19 protein-coding genes and 1 other annotated feature are annotated in these 18,824 nt (G+C 52.5%); of the genes, 7 read left to right on the forward strand and 12 right to left on the reverse strand.

Annotated elements, in window-relative coordinates; translation table 11 throughout:
* Positions 1–490 precede the first annotated feature (490 nt).
* The 3 genes from clpB to rluD all read right to left on the reverse strand — a co-directional run bounded on the left by clpB (position 491) and on the right by rluD (position 4,895).
* Positions 491–3,064 (reverse strand): ATP-dependent chaperone ClpB, encoded by a 2,574-nt coding sequence (gene clpB, locus CKF42_RS16165; protein WP_111208640.1) that lies wholly within the window; start codon positions 3,062–3,064, stop codon positions 491–493.
* 125 nt (positions 3,065–3,189) lie between these two features.
* A complete protein-coding gene (gene yfiH / locus CKF42_RS16170; RefSeq protein ID WP_111208641.1) occupies positions 3,190–3,918 on the reverse strand; it encodes a purine nucleoside phosphorylase YfiH in 729 nt (242 codons plus the stop codon).
* Positions 3,918–4,895, reverse strand: coding sequence for a 23S rRNA pseudouridine(1911/1915/1917) synthase RluD (rluD, locus tag CKF42_RS16175; RefSeq protein WP_009086786.1), 978 nt, complete (start codon positions 4,893–4,895; stop codon positions 3,918–3,920). The genes yfiH and rluD overlap by 1 nt, the downstream gene beginning before the upstream one ends.
* 129 nt (positions 4,896–5,024) lie before the next feature.
* Here rluD and bamD point away from each other — a divergent pair, with 129 nt between their 5' ends.
* From bamD to pheA, 4 genes are all read left to right on the forward strand, one after another.
* Positions 5,025–5,756: an outer membrane protein assembly factor BamD gene (gene bamD / locus CKF42_RS16180; RefSeq protein WP_009086788.1), complete on the forward strand. Its 732-nt coding sequence runs from the start codon at positions 5,025–5,027 to the stop codon at positions 5,754–5,756.
* A 279-nt stretch (positions 5,757–6,035) separates the two neighbouring features.
* Positions 6,036–6,371, forward strand: coding sequence for a ribosome-associated translation inhibitor RaiA (gene raiA / locus CKF42_RS16185; protein ID WP_009086789.1), 336 nt, complete (start codon positions 6,036–6,038; stop codon positions 6,369–6,371).
* 88 nt (positions 6,372–6,459) lie between these two features.
* Positions 6,460–6,584: a sequence feature (Phe leader region), on the forward strand.
* The gene (pheL, locus tag CKF42_RS21250) at positions 6,461–6,508 is read left to right on the forward strand and encodes a pheA operon leader peptide PheL (RefSeq protein WP_193387678.1); all 48 of its coding nucleotides are present in this window, start codon (positions 6,461–6,463) and stop codon (positions 6,506–6,508) included. Its footprint overlaps the feature before it by 48 nt.
* Positions 6,585–6,606: 22 nt before the next feature.
* A complete protein-coding gene (gene pheA, locus CKF42_RS16190) occupies positions 6,607–7,770 on the forward strand; it encodes a bifunctional chorismate mutase/prephenate dehydratase (RefSeq protein WP_009086794.1) in 1,164 nt (387 codons plus the stop codon).
* 31 nt (positions 7,771–7,801) lie between these two features.
* Here the strand turns inward: pheA and tyrA are convergent, their stop codons facing one another.
* Positions 7,802–8,923, reverse strand: a complete 1,122-nt coding sequence (gene tyrA, locus CKF42_RS16195) for a bifunctional chorismate mutase/prephenate dehydrogenase (protein ID WP_009086795.1) — start codon at positions 8,921–8,923, stop codon at positions 7,802–7,804.
* A 5-nt stretch (positions 8,924–8,928) separates the two neighbouring features.
* A complete protein-coding gene (locus tag CKF42_RS16200; RefSeq protein ID WP_009086797.1) occupies positions 8,929–10,008 on the reverse strand; it encodes a 3-deoxy-7-phosphoheptulonate synthase in 1,080 nt (359 codons plus the stop codon).
* Positions 10,009–10,296: 288 nt separating this feature from the next.
* Between CKF42_RS16200 and CKF42_RS16205 the strand changes: the two genes are divergently transcribed.
* Positions 10,297–10,833, forward strand: coding sequence for a GNAT family N-acetyltransferase (locus CKF42_RS16205; RefSeq protein WP_111208642.1), 537 nt, complete (start codon positions 10,297–10,299; stop codon positions 10,831–10,833).
* Between the two features lie 185 nt (positions 10,834–11,018).
* Here the strand turns inward: CKF42_RS16205 and CKF42_RS16210 are convergent, their stop codons facing one another.
* From CKF42_RS16210 to ffh, 6 genes are all read right to left on the reverse strand, one after another.
* Positions 11,019–11,795 carry a hypothetical protein gene (locus CKF42_RS16210; protein WP_111208643.1) on the reverse strand — a complete coding sequence of 259 codons (777 nt, stop codon included), beginning with the start codon at positions 11,793–11,795 and terminating at the stop codon, positions 11,019–11,021.
* A 618-nt stretch (positions 11,796–12,413) separates the two neighbouring features.
* Positions 12,414–12,761 carry a 50S ribosomal protein L19 gene (gene rplS, locus CKF42_RS16220; protein WP_003849035.1) on the reverse strand — a complete coding sequence of 116 codons (348 nt, stop codon included), beginning with the start codon at positions 12,759–12,761 and terminating at the stop codon, positions 12,414–12,416.
* Positions 12,762–12,803: 42 nt separating this feature from the next.
* On the reverse strand, positions 12,804–13,568 hold the full coding sequence (gene trmD, locus CKF42_RS16225) for a tRNA (guanosine(37)-N1)-methyltransferase TrmD (protein WP_009086876.1): 765 nt from the start codon (positions 13,566–13,568) through the stop codon (positions 12,804–12,806).
* Positions 13,569–13,603: 35 nt separating this feature from the next.
* Entirely contained in the window at positions 13,604–14,152 is a 549-nt protein-coding gene (gene rimM / locus CKF42_RS16230) for a ribosome maturation factor RimM (RefSeq protein WP_009086878.1), read from the reverse strand.
* Positions 14,153–14,170: 18 nt separating this feature from the next.
* Positions 14,171–14,419, reverse strand: coding sequence for a 30S ribosomal protein S16 (gene rpsP / locus CKF42_RS16235; protein ID WP_009086880.1), 249 nt, complete (start codon positions 14,417–14,419; stop codon positions 14,171–14,173).
* 141 nt (positions 14,420–14,560) lie between these two features.
* A complete protein-coding gene (ffh, locus tag CKF42_RS16240; protein ID WP_009086882.1) occupies positions 14,561–15,922 on the reverse strand; it encodes a signal recognition particle protein in 1,362 nt (453 codons plus the stop codon).
* A gap of 164 nt (positions 15,923–16,086) precedes the next feature.
* On the opposite strand from ffh, the gene CKF42_RS16245 reads away from it, so the two are divergent.
* The gene (locus CKF42_RS16245; protein ID WP_111208645.1) at positions 16,087–16,887 is read left to right on the forward strand and encodes an inner membrane protein YpjD; all 801 of its coding nucleotides are present in this window, start codon (positions 16,087–16,089) and stop codon (positions 16,885–16,887) included.
* A gap of 15 nt (positions 16,888–16,902) precedes the next feature.
* A complete protein-coding gene (locus CKF42_RS16250; protein ID WP_033736021.1) occupies positions 16,903–18,189 on the forward strand; it encodes an HlyC/CorC family transporter in 1,287 nt (428 codons plus the stop codon).
* Positions 18,190–18,250: 61 nt separating this feature from the next.
* Here CKF42_RS16250 and luxS read toward each other — a convergent pair whose 3' ends face one another.
* A complete protein-coding gene (gene luxS, locus CKF42_RS16255; protein ID WP_009086888.1) occupies positions 18,251–18,766 on the reverse strand; it encodes an S-ribosylhomocysteine lyase in 516 nt (171 codons plus the stop codon).
* Positions 18,767–18,824 lie beyond the last annotated feature (58 nt).

An 18,824-nucleotide genomic window follows, 5' to 3' on the forward strand; every position in this document is an offset into this window, starting at 1 on the left:
GATCAAACTCTTCAATTTAAAGTTTGATTTGCTGAAACGAGTTCAGCGGTGCTCATCTGTAAAACGTCATAATGAATTTCATTATGTGTTCACTCGTGAGGCTTTGATATTTTGTGCGTCCGGAGACGCTGATATCAATCCTGCGAGTGCCCACACAGATTGTCTGATAAATTGTTAAAGAGCAGCGCGAACAGTGCGTTAGCGTCCTGTCGCGAGGTGGCGTATATTACGCTTTCCTCCTTCAGAGTCAACCTCTTTTTCAGAAGTTTTTCTCCGGCGGCTCAGTCTCCTGAACCTTCAACCCGTTTCCCGTTGCCGGTGTGCCGTGTCGATGGAGGCGCATTATAGGGAGCGGTTCAGATAGCGCAAGTGCAAATGACAACTTTTTTACCGACCGTTCACTTTGCGCTCAATTAGCTGCCTTATTAAACAAAACTCAGGTGAAAGGGCATAAAAAAACGGGCCAGCGGCCCGTTTTTATCTCGCAGGATTACTGATGAGCTGTAATCACATCGTTTTCCACATCCATCTGGATCGTTTTGCCCGGCACCAGTGAACCAGAAAGGATCTGCTGTGCCAGCGGGTTTTCGATCTGCTGCTGTATCGCCCGTTTCAGCGGACGCGCACCATAGACCGGATCGTAGCCATTCTCCGCCAGCAACCGCAGAGCCTCCTCGGAGATATGCAACTGATAGCCGCGCTCCTCCAGACGATGATACAGCCGCTGCAGCTGAATCTGAGCAATAGAGGCAATATGTTTCTCAGCCAGCGGATGGAACACCACGACCTCATCAATACGGTTGACGAATTCAGGACGGAAGTGCTGGCCAACCACACCCATCACAATCTCTTTCATTTCCGGATAGCCGAGATCGCCGAACCGCTCCTGAATTAAATCTGACCCAAGGTTAGAGGTCATGATCACCACGCTGTTACGGAAATCGACCGTTCTGCCCTGTCCATCCGTCAGGCGTCCATCATCCAGCACCTGCAGCAGAATGTTAAAGACATCAGGATGCGCCTTTTCGACCTCATCCAGCAGGATGACGGAGTAAGGACGACGACGTACCGCTTCAGTCAGATAACCGCCCTCTTCATAACCGACATAACCCGGAGGGGCACCCACCAGTCGTGACACCGAATGTTTTTCCATAAATTCGGACATGTCGATACGCACCATGGCATCGTCACTGTCGAACAGGAAGTTAGCCAGCGATTTACACAGCTCGGTCTTACCTACACCGGTCGGCCCCAGGAACAGGAACGAACCGATAGGACGGTTAGGATCCGACAGACCGGCACGGCTGCGACGAATCGCATTGGATACCGCCTCAACGGCTTCATCCTGTCCGATAACCCGGCCATGCAGCTCCTGCTCCATCCGCAACAGCTTATCGCGCTCACCTTCCATCATTCGTGCTACCGGGATACCGGTCCAGCGGGCCAGCACATCGGCAATCTCCACATCTGTTACCCGGTTACGCAGTAACTTCATGGTTTTGCCTTCCGCCTGGGTGGCTGCAGCTAACTGTTTTTCCAGGGCAGGAATTTTACCGTACTGCAGCTCTGACATCTGAGCGAGATCGCCCTGACGACGGGCCTGCTCTAAATTGAGACGCGCCTGCTCCAGTTCAGCTTTGATGTTCTGCGTGCCGGATAATGAGGCTTTCTCGGTTTTCCACTCATCTTCAAGCTCGGCATACTCCCGCTCTTTCTGATTCAGCTCGCTCTCCAGCATCTCAAGGCGTTTGATGCTGGCATCATCAGCCTCTTTCTTCAGTGCCTGCTGCTCCAGCTTCAGCTGAATGATGCGACGCTCCAGACGATCCAGTGACTCCGGCTTCGAGTCCATCTGCATACGAATGCTGGATGCCGCCTCGTCGATCAGGTCAATCGCCTTGTCAGGCAGTTGCCGGTCCGCAATGTAACGATGAGAGAGCGTTGCAGCCGCGACGATCGCCGGGTCAGTGATCTGCACATGATGATGCAGTTCATAACGCTCTTTCAGGCCGCGCAGAATGGCGATGGTATCTTCGACACTCGGTTCCGCCACAAAGACTTTCTGGAAACGGCGCTCCAGCGCAGCATCTTTTTCAATATACTGCCGGTACTCATCCAGCGTAGTGGCACCGACACAGTGCAGCTCGCCACGCGCCAGCGCGGGTTTAAGCATATTGCCGGCATCCATCGCGCCGTCAGCTTTACCGGCACCGACCATCGTATGCAACTCGTCGATGAACAGAATGACGTTACCTTCCTGCTTCGACAGATCGCTCAGCACCCCTTTCAGGCGCTCTTCGAATTCACCGCGATATTTAGCACCGGCCACCAGCGCACCCATATCCAGCGCCAGAACCCGCCGGCCTTTCAGACCTTCAGGTACTTCGCCATTGATAATGCGCTGCGCCAGCCCTTCAACAATCGCTGTTTTACCCACGCCGGGTTCACCAATCAGCACCGGGTTATTTTTGGTACGGCGCTGCAACACCTGGATGGTGCGACGGATCTCTTCATCACGGCCGATGACCGGATCGAGTTTGCCCTTCTCGGCGCGCTCGGTCAGATCGATGGTATATTTCTTCAGTGCCTGGCGCTGATCTTCAGCCCCCTGATCGTTCACGTTGTCTCCTCCCCGCATTTGTTCAATCGCACTGGTGATTTTTTCGCGAGTGGCACCTGCCGCTTTGAGCAGATCGGCCAGAGAGCCGCGTGATTCCAGGGCAGCCAGAACAAATAATTCAGATGAAATAAAGTTGTCGTTGCGCTTCTGCGCCAGTTTGTCGCACAGGTTTAATACCCGGACGAGGTCAGATGAGGGTTGGACATCCCCTTCGCTGCCTTCAACCTGCGGCAGGCGGTCAATGGCCTGCTCAACCTGCGCGCGAAAAGGTGTCACGTCGACACCGGCCGACGTCAGTAAAGGCGAAACCGATCCGCCTTCCTGTTTGAGCAATGCGCTCATCAGGTGCAGAGGTTCAATAAATTGGTTGTCGTGTCCCAGAGCCAGGGACTGCGCGTCGGCGAGAGCCAGCTGAAATTTGTTGGTAAGACGATCCAGACGCATAATTCCTCCCATTACAGGTCAAAATGCTACTGGAGATTAAATGAGGTCATCCCTCAAATTTTCAAGGTTAATGACCTGAGATTTGAGTAAAAAATACGCTAACTGGACCGTCTTATCGCGTAAGGTTATAACAGCCAGATCAAAGTTGCCATACGCCCGGTGATCCCATCGCGGCGGAAAGAGAAGAAATCGTCACGCTGTGTAAAGGTACAGCGACTGTCGGCGCTGATGGTACGGACGCCTGCAGCCTGCAGTCGCCTGCGCGCCAGTAGCCAGATATTGGCGTAGAATCGCTCTCCCGACGGATGAAAAGCCTGTCCGGCGTAGGGGTCCTGAGCCACAAAGGCGTCGCGCACTTCGGTACCGACCTCAAACGCATCAGGGCCGATTGCCGGCCCCAGCCAGGCATGAATCTGATCGGGCGGCGATCGGAACTGCGCCAGGGTATTTTCCAGAACGCCCGCACAGAGGCCACGCCAGCCGGCATGCGCGGCCGCCACTTCAGCACCATCCTGCGAACAGAACAGCACCGGCAGACAGTCAGCCGTCATAATGGCGCAGACCACGCCAGGCGCGGAGGTGATGCAGGCGTCAGCGCGTAATGGCGTTTCTCCCCCTTCAGCCAGACGCACGACGCCGGTGCCGTGCACCTGATCCAGCCACTGTGGCATCGCAGGCAACCCCGCCTCATCAACCAGCAACTGACGGTTACGCGCAACCGCGTCGGGATTATCCCCCACGTGCCCGCCCAGGTTAAGCGCATCCCACGGGGAGTGACTGACTCCGCCCTGGCGGCGGGTTGAGCAGGCCCGGACACGCGCCGGTGCGGGCCATTGAGGAATAATCAGATCCATTACCAGTCCATCTGGTCTTTAAATTCTGCGGTGTCTGCTTTTAACGCCGCAATCAGATCGACCATGTCCTGCGGGATAGCCGCATGAAACTCCATTTCAATACCGCTGATAGGATGGTAGAGACGCAGCATCGTAGCGTGCAGCGCCTGACGGTCGAAGCCCCGTAGCGTAGCGATAAACGCCTCTGACGCGCCTTTTGGCGGACGCGGGCGACCACCGTAGAGCGGATCGCCCACCAGCGGATGGCTGATGTGCGACATATGAACGCGGATCTGGTGAGTACGCCCGGTTTCCAGACGCAGACGCAGACGCGTGTGCGCACGGAAATGCTCCATGATGCGGTAGTGCGTGACCGCCGGTTTCCCCATCGGGTGTACGGCCATGTGCGTACGTTTGGTGGAGTGACGACTGATCGGCTCTTCGACCGTGCCGCCCGCGGTCATATTACCTATCGCAACGGCTTCATATTCGCGGGTAATTTCACGCCGCTGCAGTGATTCCACCAGATGCGTCTGTGCCGGTACGGTTTTCGCCACGACCATCAGGCCGGTCGTGTCTTTATCCAGGCGGTGTACGATGCCTGCACGAGGCACATCCATGATCGCAGGATAGTGATGAAGCAATGCATTCAGCACCGTGCCATCCGGATTACCGGCACCGGGATGCACCACAAAATCGCGGGGTTTATTGATGACAATAATGTCTTCATCTTCGTAAACGATGTCGAGTGGCAGATTTTGCGGTTCCCAGCGCTGTGCCTCCTCAATCTCAGCGTTAATCGCGACCAGCTCGCCGCCCAACACTTTTTCTTTTGGGGTATCGACCATGACGCCGTTTACCGTCACGCGACGATCGAGGATCCACTCTTTTATGCGTGAACGTGAATAATCAGGGAACAATTCCGCCAAAGTCTGATCTAAGCGTTGTCCGAGTTGTGATTCGGATACCGTTGCGGTGAGTTGAACTTGTTGTGCCATATACAGCTTCTTCGTTAACGTTGGGTTTTCACGGCGATGCCGTTTAATATAATGTGCTATCGTACCTGGTCATTACCGGGAGCTATACGGACAGCTTCCGCCATAACATTTGAGGATAATCACTTCGTCATGACGCGTATGAAACATCTGGTGGCTGCTGCCACACTGAGCCTGGCACTTGTTGGTTGTTCCGGCTCAAATGACGCGGTACCGGACAGCCCGCCTTCTGAAATCTATGCCACAGCGCAGCAAAAGCTGCAGGACGGTAACTTTAAAGCTGCGATTAAGCAACTGGAAGCGCTGGATAATCGTTATCCGTTCGGTCCTTACTCGCAGCAGGTGCAGCTGGATTTAATCTACGCGTACTATAAAAATGCCGATCTGCCTCTGGCGCAGGCTGCCATTGCGCGCTTTATGCGCCTCAACCCGACCCATCCGAACATCGACTATGTCATCTATATGAAAGGTCTGACGGACATGGCGCTGGATGATTCAGCACTGCAGGGCTTCTTCGGTATCGATCGTTCTGACCGCGACCCGACGCATGCACGTGATGCATTCCGTGATTTCTCACAGCTGCTGCGCAGTTACCCGAACAGTCAGTATGCCGCTGACGCGCAGAAACGTCTGGTCTACCTGAAAGATCGCCTGGCTAAATATGAGCTTTCAGTGGCGCAATTCTATACTAAGCGTGAGGCTTATGTCGCGGTTGTTAACCGGGTTGAAGGCATGATGCGCGATTATCCGGATACGCAGGCGACACACGACGCACTGCCACTGATGGAGAATGCCTACCGCAACCTGCAGCTGAACGCCGAAGCGGATAAAGTGGCGAAAATCATCGCGGCTAACAATAGCTGACAGCAGGCTGCGTTTCAGCCATAAAAAAAGCAGCCAGAAAGGCTGCTTTTTTTTGCTCACAAAACAGTCATAACTGGATCTGAAATCAGCGAGCTAACCCATCAAGAATGCCGGGTTTATCGTTTCGCTTCAAGGTATTTCCGCCCGTTTCTGAGCCTTTCTCACAGATTGTCAAAACTGACAAAAAGTGACATTTTTCCGTGATAGAAATCTCACATTCAGCGCTTTTTCGCGCTATGCTGAGAAGACCAAGACGGAAATGACAGAGAGGTAAGAACGATGATTCTGAACATTACCAGTAAGCAAATGGAAATCACCCCGGCCATCCGAAGCCATGTTGAAGACCGTCTCGCCAAGCTCGAAAAATGGCAAACCGACCTGATTAATCCGCATATTGTTCTGTCGAAAGAGCCCAAAGAATTCGTGGCCGATGCCACCATTAACACCCCAAACGGGACTCTGGTGGCCAGTGCCAAACATGACGATATGTATACCGCGATCAACGACCTGATTGCGAAGCTGGAGCGCCAGCTCAACAAAGTACAGCACAAGTCTGAAGCACGCCGCGCCAGTGCCAGCGTGAAAGACATCATTCCTGCTGACGAAGCGTCCTGATTTTCTTAACGCGCCTCCGGGCGCGTTTTTTATTGACAGCTTTTAAGCTGTACGGTTACTCTCCCCCTACTCCTTTTGCGGACATTTCCATGAAACATGATCTGTTTTTCTTCGCTTTCTTTTTTACCTTCCCCTGAACGGGAGGCCATTCGTCGTGAGAAAATGAAAGCGAAGACGAACAACCAAGCCTCCCAGCCGGGAGGCTTTTTTTTTGGATAGCATACAGGTGAGCCCTATGAATCCCGACAATCCATTGCTGGCGCTACGCGATAAGATCAGCGCAGTGGATAAAAAACTTCTGACGCTGCTGGCTGAGCGTCGTCTGCTGGCAGTGGAAGTTGCGCAGGCCAAGCTGGCTACACATCGCCCGATTCGGGATGTCGAGCGCGAACGCGCGCTGCTGGAAAATCTGATTGTGCTGGGTAAGGCCCATCACCTGGATGCGCATTATATCACCCGTCTGTTTCAGCTGGTCATTGAAGATTCCGTTCTGACCCAGCAGGCGCTGCTGCAAAAGAACCTCAACCACCCTCATGCCCATGCGGCGCGTATCGCCTTCCTTGGACCCAAAGGCTCTTACTCCCATCTGGCGGCACGCAACTATGCATCGCGCCACTTCGATAATATGGTGGAGTGTGGCTGCCTGAAGTTTCACGACATCATCAAACAGGTCGAAAATGGCGCAGCCGATTACGCCGTCATGCCGATTGAGAACACCAGTTCAGGCTCCATCAATGATGTTTATGACCTGCTGCAGCAGACCAGCCTCTCCATTGTGGGTGAACTGACGCTGCCTATCGACCACTGCGTCCTGGTGAAGGGTAGCAGTGACCTGCAGCAGATAGAGACGGTTTACAGCCATCCTCAGCCGTTCCAGCAGTGCAGCCAGTTTATTAACCGTTTCCCGCACTGGAAAATCGAATATACCGAGAGTACGGCCGCGGCAATGGAAAAGGTCGCAGCGCTCAACTCCCCTGCCGTTGCGGCCCTGGGCAGTGAAGCCGGTGGTGAACTCTATCAGTTGCAGGTGCTGGAGCGGAATCTGGCCAATCAGCAGCAAAACCATACCCGCTTCATCGTGCTGGCGCGTAAGGCGATCGATGTGTCAGATCAGGTGCCAGCCAAAACCACGCTGATCATGGCAACCGGTCAGCAGGCGGGCGCGCTGGTCGATGCGCTGCTGGTACTGCGTCAGCACAACCTGATCATGAGCAAGCTGGAGTCCCGCCCGATTCACGGTAATCCGTGGGAAGAGATGTTCTACATTGATGTGCAGGGCAATCTGCAATCAGAGCGGATGCAGCAGGCGCTGCAGGAATTACAGACAATGACCCGCTCGCTGAAGGTGCTGGGCTGTTATCCCAGCGAGAATGTCGTGCCCGTTGAACCTGCCGAATAGAAAAAAGGCATCCGGAAGGATGCCTTTTTCTTTATGGGCGGCTGTCGTTCGCCGATCGCAGCAGGCTGCGACTCTCAATGAGGAAGCGTCGGGCATGATCCCCAAACCACTGCTCTACGCGATTAAAGCTGGCGATAAACGCCTGTTTGTCGCCCTGCTCCAGCAGCGCAATCGCTTCACCAAACCGCTGGTAGTAACGTTTAATCAGCGCCAGATTACTCTCTGAAGACATAATGATATCGGCGTAAAGCTGCGGGTCCTGAGCGAATAACCGCCCGACCATTGCCAGCTCCAGCCGGTAAATCGGTGATGAAAGCGCCAGCAGCTGGTCAAGATTGACGTTCTCTTCGGCTAAATGCAGGCCATAAGCAAAGGTGGCAAAGTGACGCAGCGCCTGGATAAACGCCATGTTCTGATCGTGCTCAACCGCACTGATGCGATGCAAGCGCGCACCCCAGACCTGAATCTGCTCCAGGAACCACTGATACGCCTCCGGCTGCCGGCCATCACACCAGACCACCACCTGTTTCGCCAGGCTGCCACTGTCCGGGCCGAACATCGGATGCAGACCCAGCACCGGACCGTTATGGGCGGCCAGCATCGCCTGCAGAGGGCGGTTTTTGACCGACGCCAGGTCGACCAGAATGCAGTCGTCTGGCAGAGGGGGTAATTGTGCAATCACCTGTTCAGTCAGGTGAATCGGCACGCTGATGATGACCATACCGGCATCACGGAGCAAGGTCTCCGCCTGCGGCCAGTCCTCTTTATCCAGCGTTTTCACCGTATAGCCTGACAGTCCGAGCATCTTTTCAAAGAGTCGGCCCATCTGGCCCTTGCCGCCAACGATCACCACCGGACGCAGTGCCGGGCACAGGGTTTTAAAGCCTTTATCATTCTCGCTGGTATAGGATTCGCGCATCACGCGACGCAGCACATCCTCAATCAGATCCGGCGGCACACCGAGCGCTTCAGCCTCTTTGCGACGGGAAGCCAGCATTGACGCTTCCCGTTCAGGCACATAGATAGGCAGGCCGTAACGGCTTTTAACTTCCCCTACCTCAGCGACCAGCTCCAGACGTCTGGCCAGCAGATCAAGGAGCGCTTTATCAACACTATCAATTTGATCGCGTAACGCGGTCAGTTCAGCCACCATTCCTCTTATACCTCTTGTGACAGACGCGCCGACAGCACTCCCTTCAGATCCTGATGCATCTCACGCAGTAACGTTTCGGTCACGTCCCAGCTGATGCACGCATCGGTGACGGAAACGCCATATTTCATTTCGCTGCGTGGCAGTTCAGAAGACTGGTTACCCTCATTGATATGGCTTTCCAGCATCAGACCAATGATTGAACGGTTCCCGTCTTTGATCTGGGCGATAGCGGATTCCGCTACGCCAGGCTGACGGCTGTAGTCTTTGTTCGAATTACCATGGCTGCAATCTATCATTAAGGCAGGACGCAGTCCCGCCTTCTGCATCTCTTTTTCACACTGTGCGACATCTTCAGGACCGTAGTTCGGCGCTTTACCACCACGCAGGATTACATGCCCATCCGGGTTGCCCTGCGTCTGCAGCAGGCAGACCTGACCCGCCTGATTGATGCCGACGAAGCGATGCGGCATTGCCGCGGCGCGCATCGCATTGATCGCCGTGCCCAGGCTGCCATCGGTGCCATTTTTAAAGCCTACCGGCATGGAGAGACCCGAAGCCATTTCGCGGTGCGTCTGGGATTCGGTCGTGCGTGCGCCAATGGCGGACCAGCTGAACAGATCACCCAGATATTGCGGGCTGTTTGGATCGAGCGCTTCTGTCGCCAGCGGCAGGCCCATTTCAACCAGGTCCACCAGCAGCTTACGAGCGATGTGCAGACCCGCTTCCATATCAAACGAGTTATCCATGTAAGGATCGTTGATCAGCCCTTTCCAGCCGACGGTGGTGCGGGGTTTTTCAAAGTAGACGCGCATAACGATATAGAGCTGATCGCTCAGCTGTTCAGAAAGAGTTTGCAGACGACGCGCATAGTCCAGTGCGACTTCGGTATCGTGAATTGAACAGGGTCCGCATACCACCAGCAGACGCGGATCGCGTCCGGCAATGATGTCAGAGATGGTCTGGCGTGAAGCCGCAACCTGCTCCTGCTGTTCCGGCGTCAGTGGAAACTTCGCTTTCAGCTCTTCAGGTGTAATTAAAACCTGTTCACCGGCGATGTGCACATTGTTCAGCGCGTCTTTTTGCATGATGGCGATCCTTTATCTCGTATTGGCGGTTCTGGACTCCTCGCTGAGGATTGACGTCACTGTATCACAGCCGGTACAGAGCGCAAGATAGCATGTACACATTAATTACCACAGATCAATAACCGCCGCAGGGCGCTATAAATTAATCAATAAAATCATATATATAAAATATAAGACAAAAGAGAACATCAGGATTAAAGTGTAATTATATCTTTACACATGCTTTTATTGTTTTTCTTGCCGGCGCAGGCAAAATGAAACGATTAAGGGTTTGCATCCGGGAATGATATGCCTTCATCACCACGCACGACGCATCTGCGACCTTTCCTGTTAAGCGATGTTGCTGCGTTTACCGCTGCGGTGAACGCCTCGCTGGACAGCCTGATCCCCTGGATGGCCTGGGCACATCACGACTATCAGCCGCATGAGGCGGAAAGCTGGATTCGCTTTACCCACTGGCAACGGATGCGGGAAGAAGCTGAAGAGTTTGCGATTGTCGATCAGCACGATCAGCTGCTGGGAGGCGCAGGCGTGCGCTTTGCCCGCCATCCCGGCGCTGCCAGTGCGATTGGCTACTGGGTGCGTAGTGATGTTCAGCGTCAGGGGATTGCGACCCGTGCCGTCGCCACTTTATTGCCGCTGGGGTTTTCACGTCCTGAAACACGGGTGATTGAGATTCTGGTGGCCGAGGATAATCTCGCCAGCAGAGCCGTCGCGGAGAAGTCGGGTGGCGATTTTATTGGCTGTCGTTATGGCCTGATCGTGCTCAATGACGGGCCGGTCAATACCGCGATTTATCATTTTCAGCGGCCAGACACCGCTTAACGGCAGGCAACAGGACAAAAAAAAGGGGCTGGCAGATGCCAACCCCTTGTTTGCTATTAACTTTCAGATGTCGCGTTAGCGATACCCTAGTTAAGACGCTTTTTTAAGGTCATATTAAAAACCCTAAAATTAGTAAAAAATTAGTTAATCTAATGTGCAGCGCGCTAAGTTACACTGAAAATTTTTTAACGCTCCTGCCGCAACTGCCTAAGTTTTTCAAGCTTGAGTTTACGAAGCTGCGCGGATGAAAAATTGAAATTACCAAAACCTACAAATAGAATTAAAAATGCTGTTAAAAAGACTAGGGAAAGAGAAATGAAAGTAACTCGTTCCCTATTATTACTTTTAATACCGTTTAAAACAGCATCCTTCATTCTTGGTTCATTTTTCGTTAAATAAGGGCAGACCTTTTCAGCCCGCTCTCTTTGCTTACCTGTAAAACTAGATAAAATCTGGCAATCTATTTCTCTCCCTTTTTTTGAATCTAATATCCTTTTTGCATTCAAATAATACTTTGCTCCATCATCAAACACATATGTAGCGTAGTTTTTCTTATACTGATTAGCTTGATCAGCAGTCATAAAGCCTAAAACTAAGGATGATGCTGACAAAAACAACACAAAGATAAGATCTATCTTATTAGAACGCTTACTGCCAGCATACCCAAAAAAGCCTGAAAAAATAAAGTTGATAGAGTGTATTTTCCCTGAATTAATACACTCCTGTATAAAAACAACATCATTAACGTTACGCGCTTTTATTCCTGTAAAAAATTTGAAAAGCTTTATATCGTAAAAGTTATCACTAACTTTTTTTAGTTTTCTTTCTGTAAAATCCAGTCTTAGCAATTTAATAAAGAAAAGAAATATAAAATGCAGTCCACCGACGCGTATAGCAGTCAATACTAGAGCAATCAAATAAGCTGCATATTTATACAACTCTAAAATTTTAGGGTCGCTCATAAAAATCCTTTTGGTTTGCAATAGGACATGGACTTAGCGCCTCCTCTAAGTCGCTTAGCGCGAAGCATGCATAACGCATAGTTTCACGAATATTGGCATAACCGTGTATGTGTTGTATTACCAAACTTTTGCTGCCCTTCATCATGAAATGACTTGTGATAGTACTGCGCAGTATATGCGTATTCTGCCCTTTTCTTGGTACAATGTCGGTTAAAGCCTTCATCATTTTCCATTTCTGATAACAGGAATGGAAAATTTAACTGTGTATCGTAGACAGCTCGTCGCGGAGCCAGCACTAAACATTTTTCCCGCCTTAATAGTGGTAAAAATCAATTTTTAAAAGGATAGCTGGGAAAGGTCAAGACTCACCTGCTCCACTCCAACTTGCGCCTAGTGCAAAAGCTCCATCAAGGCCCATATCAAATTTTGGCTGAAAAATTTTTTCTTTGTCTAATCATTTTTTAGATAACTTATCAATTAAGCTATTTAAAATCTAATCCTCCATTCAACTTTCGTTATTTTTTTGAGAATTTTATAATAATCAGGACAAAAAAAAGGGGCTGGCAGATGCCAACCCCTTGTTTGCTATTAACTTTTAGATGTCGCGTTAGCGATACCTTAGTTAAGACGCTCTTTAATACGAGCAGACTTACCAGTACGCTCACGCAGGTAGTACAGTTTGGCTTTACGCACAGCGCCACGACGTTTAACAGCGATGCTGTCAATGACCGGCGAGTGAGTCTGGAATACACGCTCAACGCCTTCGCCGTTAGAAATTTTGCGAACAGTGAATGCAGAGTGCAGACCGCGGTTACGAATAGCGATAACCACGCCCTCGAATGCCTGCAGACGTTTTTTAGAACCTTCAACGACCCATACTTTCACTTCCACGGAATCACCCGGGCGGAAGGAAGGTACGTCCTGTTTCATCTGCTCTTGTTCAATTTGCTTGATAATGTTGCTCATAATTAAATCTCATATCCTGGGTAAACTGATAGTCGGGGAAGATTACTCTTCCACATCATCGTTTTGTTGCTGCTGATGTTCCCGCTGGAACTCATTCAGCAACCTTGCTTGCTCTTCAGTCAGAGCCAGGTTTTCCAGAAGTTCAGGTCTTCTTAGCCAGGTACGGCCTAGCGACTGCTTCAGACGCCAGCGGCGAATATCGGCATGGTTACCTGACAGTAAAACTGCCGGGACTTCCACGCCCTCTAACACTTCAGGTCGGGTATAGTGCGGACAATCCAGCAAGCCGTCAGAGAACGAATCCTCATCGGCTGACGCCTGCTTGCCGAGTACGCCGGGAATAAACCGGGCGACTGCGTCAATCATCGTCATGGCTGGCAGTTCCCCGCCACTGAGAACGTAATCACCGATTGACCATTCTTCATCAATCTCGGCGTGGATTACGCGCTCATCTATCCCTTCATAACGGCCACAGACCAGAATTAACTTGTCTCGTGCCGCCAGTTCGCAAACGCCCTGTTGGTCCAGTTTGCGACCCTGAGGTGAAAGATATATCACCCTGGCGCCATCACCTGCCGCTGCTTTCGCTGCGGAGATGGCATCCCGTAAGGGTTGTACCATCATCAGCATTCCCGGTCCGCCGCCGTAAGGACGATCATCCACGGTACGGTGCCGGTCGTGCGTGAAGTCACGCGGACTCCAGCTTTGAATGCTGAGCAGACCGTTTTTTACAGCCCGGCCAGTTACCCCGTAGTCGGTAATAGCGCGAAACATTTCTGGAAACAGGCTAATAACACCAATCCACATTGTATTCGCCGTTACGTTACCGCTCGATTCGGAGCTCAAAAACCAGGATCCCAATCTACCTCAATGACGCGAGTAGAGAGATCGACTTTCCTGATAACCTGTTCATCAAGAAACGGAATTAACCGCTCCTGAACACCGAATGCATCCTTCAGGTTTGCCTTAACGACGAGAACGTCGTTCGAGCCGGTTTCCATCATATCGATGACTTTGCCCATCTCGTAGCCTTCAAGGTTAACCACCTGGCAGCCCATAAGGTCTTTCCAGTAGTAGTCACCCTCTTCCAGCGATGGCAACTGCGTCGAGTCAACCTGAATTTCGCAATTGGTTAACTGAGCCGCCGCATCCCGATCTTCAATGCCTTTGACTTTGATGATCAGGTCCTGATTGTGGTGCTTCCAACTTTCCAGTTCGACATGCTGCCATTTACCGGCGCGCTGGATGAACCAGGGTTGGTAGCTGAAGATGCTTTCAGCGTCTTCAGTGGAGGAAAACACTTTGAGCCAGCCGCGAATACCGTAGGCGGCTCCCATCTTGCCCAATACAATCGGGTTGACAGGAGGCTGTGCGGCAATTTGTCTGCTCATGCTCACCACCGTGACAGATTAAGCTGCTTTCTTAGCTTCTTTGACCAGCGCGTTAACGCGATCAGAAAGCGTTGCGCCCTGGCCAACCCAGTGCTCGATACGATCCATATCCAGACGCAGACCTTCAGCCTGACCAGAAGCGATCGGGTTGAAGAAACCAACGCGCTCGATGAAACGACCGTTGCGTGCATTGCGGCTGTCAGTAACGACGACCTGATAGAACGGACGCTTTTTAGCGCCGTGACGTGCCAAACGAATTGTTACCATAACATCCTCTTCAGTTAATAAAACACCCGGCCCCCATCGAGGAACGGGGTCCGGGTGCTGTATAAAAAGCCCGAAAATTTTACTCATTTTGGCGCAAAAAGCAACCTAAACCGCGTCCTTTCGGGCTTTTTTGTGGAACCCTTAGCGGCCGGGGAATCCTGGCGGCATCATACCTTTCATGCCGCGCATCATTTTCGCCATACCGCCCTTCTTCATCTTCTTCATCATACGCTGCATGTCGTCGAACTGCTTTAATAAGCGGTTAACGTCCTGCACCTGCATGCCGGAGCCGGTGGCGATGCGGCGCTTACGCGAGCCTTTGATGATCTCTGGCTTCTCACGCTCTTTGCGTGTCATCGAGTTGATGATGGCTTCCATGCGCACCAGAACCTTGTCATCCATCTGCGACTTCACATTGTCAGGCAGCTGTCCCATGCCGGGCAGTTTACCCATCAGGCTGGCCATGCCGCCCATGTTACGCATCTGCTTCAGCTGCTCAAGGAAGTCGTTGAGATCGAAACCGTCGCCGGTTTTCAGCTTCTTCGCCAGCTTCTCTGCTTTATCGCGGTCAACCTTGCTTTCGATATCTTCGATCAGTGACAGCACGTCACCCATGCCGAGGATGCGTGATGCAATACGGTCCGGATAGAACGGTTCCAGGGCTTCGGTTTTCTCGCCGACCCCCATAAATTTAATTGGCTTGCCGGTGATATGACGAATCGACAGCGCCGCACCCCCACGTGCATCACCGTCAACTTTGGTCAGGATCACGCCGGTAAGCGGCAGCGCTTCGTTGAAGGCTTTGGCCGTGTTAGCCGCATCCTGACCGGTCATGGCATCGACCACAAACAGCGTTTCTACCGGATTAATCGCGGCATGAACCTGTTTGATTTCGTCCATCATCGCTTCATCAACGTGCAGACGACCCGCGGTATCCACCAGCAGCACATCGTAGAATTTCAGGCGCGCTTCACGCAGCGCATTGTTGACGATCTCCACTGGCTTCTGGCTGAGGTCAGAGGGGCAGAAATCCACGCCAACCTGCTGCGCCAGCGTTTCCAGCTGTTTGATTGCCGCCGGACGATAAACGTCGGCAGAGACAACCAGCACTTTCTTTTTGTGCTTCTCGCGCAGGAATTTACCCAGCTTACCCACGCTGGTGGTTTTACCGGCACCCTGCAGACCCGCCATCAGCACCACGGCTGGCGGCTGAGCGGCCAGGTCGAGAGCATTGTTCTCTGCCCCCATCGCCGCAACCAATTCGTTACGAACGATTTTGATGAACTCCTGACCCGGCGTCAGGCTTTTGTTCACATCATGGCCGACCGCGCTCTCTTTCACGCGGTTAATGAAGTCACGCACCACCGGCAGCGCAACGTCAGCTTCAAGCAGTGCCATGCGCACTTCACGCAGGGTCTCTTTAATGTTCTCTTCAGTCAGCCTTCCGCGGCCGCTGATGTTTCGCAGGGTTTGCGACAAACGATCGGTTAAATTATCAAACATGGTCTCTCACTTAAAAAGATCGCGAGGCGCCTGATCGGCAGAATGCGGCGGATTATAACACGAAGCCGCCGCGATCTCTGCAATTGCCCCTCAGATCGTTTGGAGCCTGCTGCGGCTGGCGCTATACTGCCTTTTTCCTTATCTGACTGAACCTGAAAGGATCTATGTTCGTTTTCCCGATAGTGGCGCTGTTAGCCTACTCCTTAAGTCTTGCCCTGATCATTCCGAGCCTGCTGAAGCGTAATGGCGGCTGGCGGCGAATGGCGATGCTCTCTGCCTGTGTGGCGCTGGTGACACACGCGGTAGCCCTGCAGCAGCGCATATTTGCGGTTGATAGCGGCCAGAATTTAAGCCTGCTCAACATCGGTTCACTTGTCAGCCTGTTGATCTGCGCCATTATGACCATTGTGGCGTCACGCAACCGCGGCTGGTTGCTGCTGCCGATTGTCTACAGCTTCGCGCTGATCAATCTGGCCTTTGCGACCTTTGTCCCTAATGCCTTCATCACCCACCTGGAAACGACGCCAGGGATGATGATCCATATCGGCCTGTCGCTCTTCGCCTATGCAACGCTGATTATCGCTGCCCTCTATGCGCTGCAGCTGGCATGGATCGATTACCAGTTAAAAAACAAGCGCCTGGCGTTTACGCAGGATATGCCGCCGCTGCTGACCATCGAACGCAAGATGTTTCATATCACGCAGGTCGGGGTTGTTCTGTTAACGCTGGTGCTCTGCACCGGTCTGTTTTACATGCAGGATCTTTTCAGCGCCGAAAACGTCGATAAAGCCGTGCTTTCGATTATCGCGTGGTTTGTTTATATCGTTTTGCTCTGGGGACACTATCATGAAGGCTGGCGCGGTCGCCGCGTCGTCTGGTTTAACTGCAGCGGTGCGGTGCTGTTGACCATGGCTTACTTCGGCAGTCGCATCCTGCAGCATCTGCTTGTCCCTGTCCCTCATTAAAAAGGAAGTTCTGCGTTGGAACATGTTTCAACCACCACGCTGATTATTATTCTGTGCGTCATGGTTCTGGTCTCCGCCTGGTTTGCCGGGTCGGAAACCGGCATGATGACGCTTAATCGCTATAAGCTGCGCCATCAGGTTAAAAACGGCAGTCGCGCTGCGCGCCGGGTGGAAAAGTTACTGCGGCGTCCCGATCGGCTGCTGAGCCTGGTATTAATCGGCAATAACCTGGTAAATATTCTGGCCTCCGCCCTCGCCACCATCGTCGGCATGCGCCTGCACGGTGACGAAGGGGTCGCCGTCGCGACCGGTATCCTGACCTTCGTCGTGCTGGTCTTTGCTGAAGTGCTGCCGAAAACGGTAGCCGCGCTCTATCCGGAGCGGGTCGCCTTTCCCAGCAGCCTGCTGCTGGTCCCGCTGCAATACATCATGCTGCCGCTGGTCTGGCTGCTGAATACCATTACCCGTCTGCTGATGCGGATGGTGGGAATCCGGGCTGAAGGCGCAATCAGTTCTGCGCTGAGCAAAGAGGAGCTTCGCACCATCGTCTATGAGTCACGCAGCCTGATGTCGCGCCGTAATCAGGATATGCTGCTCTCGGTGCTCGATCTGGAGAAGGTCAGCGTGGATGACATCATGGTGCCGCGTAATGAGATTGTCGGTATCAACATCAGCGATGACTGGAAATCAGTCGTCCGCCAGCTGAGCCACTCACCGCATGGCCGCATTGTCCTGTTCCGCGACTCACTGGATGACTGTGTCGGCATGCTGCGGGTGCGTGAAGCCTGGCGCATGATGACCGAGAAAAAAGAGTTCACCAAAGAGATGCTGCTGCGCGCTGCGGATGAGATTTACTACATCCCGGAAGGAACACCGCTCAACACCCAGCTGGTAAAATTCCAGCGCAACAAAAAGAAAACGGGCCTGGTGGTGGATGAATATGGTGATATCAAAGGACTGGTGACCATAGAAGACATTCTGGAGGAGATCGTGGGGGATTTTACCACCTCAATGTCGCCGTCGCTGGCCGAAGAGGTGATGCCCCAGAATGATGGTTCCGTGCTGATCGAAGGCAGTGCCAGCGTGCGTGAAATCAACAAGGCGTTTAACTGGCATCTGCCAGAGCAGGAAGCCCGCACCATCAACGGTATGCTGCTGGAAGCGCTGGAGGAGATCCCCGCTATCAACACCCGCGTTCAGATCGGTCACTACAATATCGATATACTGGACGTGCAGGACAACATGATTAAGCAGGTGCGCATCACGCCGAAGACCCCGCTGAAAAAATCGGTCGGTTCCTGAAGCCATAAAAAAACGCCGCAATCGACACGATGCGGCGTTTTTTTTAGCCGGTCAGCTCTGACTAGATGTGCAGTTCTTTGAGCTTTTCAGCAGGCAGTTTCAGATCTTCGTTACGGTTAACGCCGATCTCATGCGCCAGCACGTTGCGGGCAATCTGCTGCGCTTCATCCAGTGAGTGCAGTTTGTAGCTGCCACACTGGTATTCGTTCAGCTCAGGGATCTGGTTCTGATCTTTCACTTTCAGAACGTCTTCCATCGCCCCTTTCCACGCTTTCGCCACGCGCTGCTCATCTGGCGTCCCAATCAGGCTCATGTAGAAGCCGGTACGGCAGCCCATCGGCGAAATATCGACGATTTCCACACCGTCACCGTTGAGGTGATCACGCATAAACCCGGCAAAGAGATGCTCCAGCGTATGAATGCCACGCTCAGTGAGGATATCAATGTTCGGGCGGCAGAAACGCAGGTCAAAAACGGTAATCGTATCGCCATGCGGAGTCTTCATGGTTTTCGCAACGCGGACCGCCGGTGCGCCCATGATGGTGTGATCAACGGTAAAACTATCCAGTAGTGGCATACGTCACCTCCTGTTCTGAGAATTTTTTTTAAAACGATGAAACTTTTCTGTTCGCCCA

This window comes from Pantoea sp. ARC270 (assembly GCF_003236725.1).
Taxonomy (GTDB): Bacteria; Pseudomonadota; Gammaproteobacteria; order Enterobacterales; family Enterobacteriaceae; genus Pantoea; species Pantoea anthophila.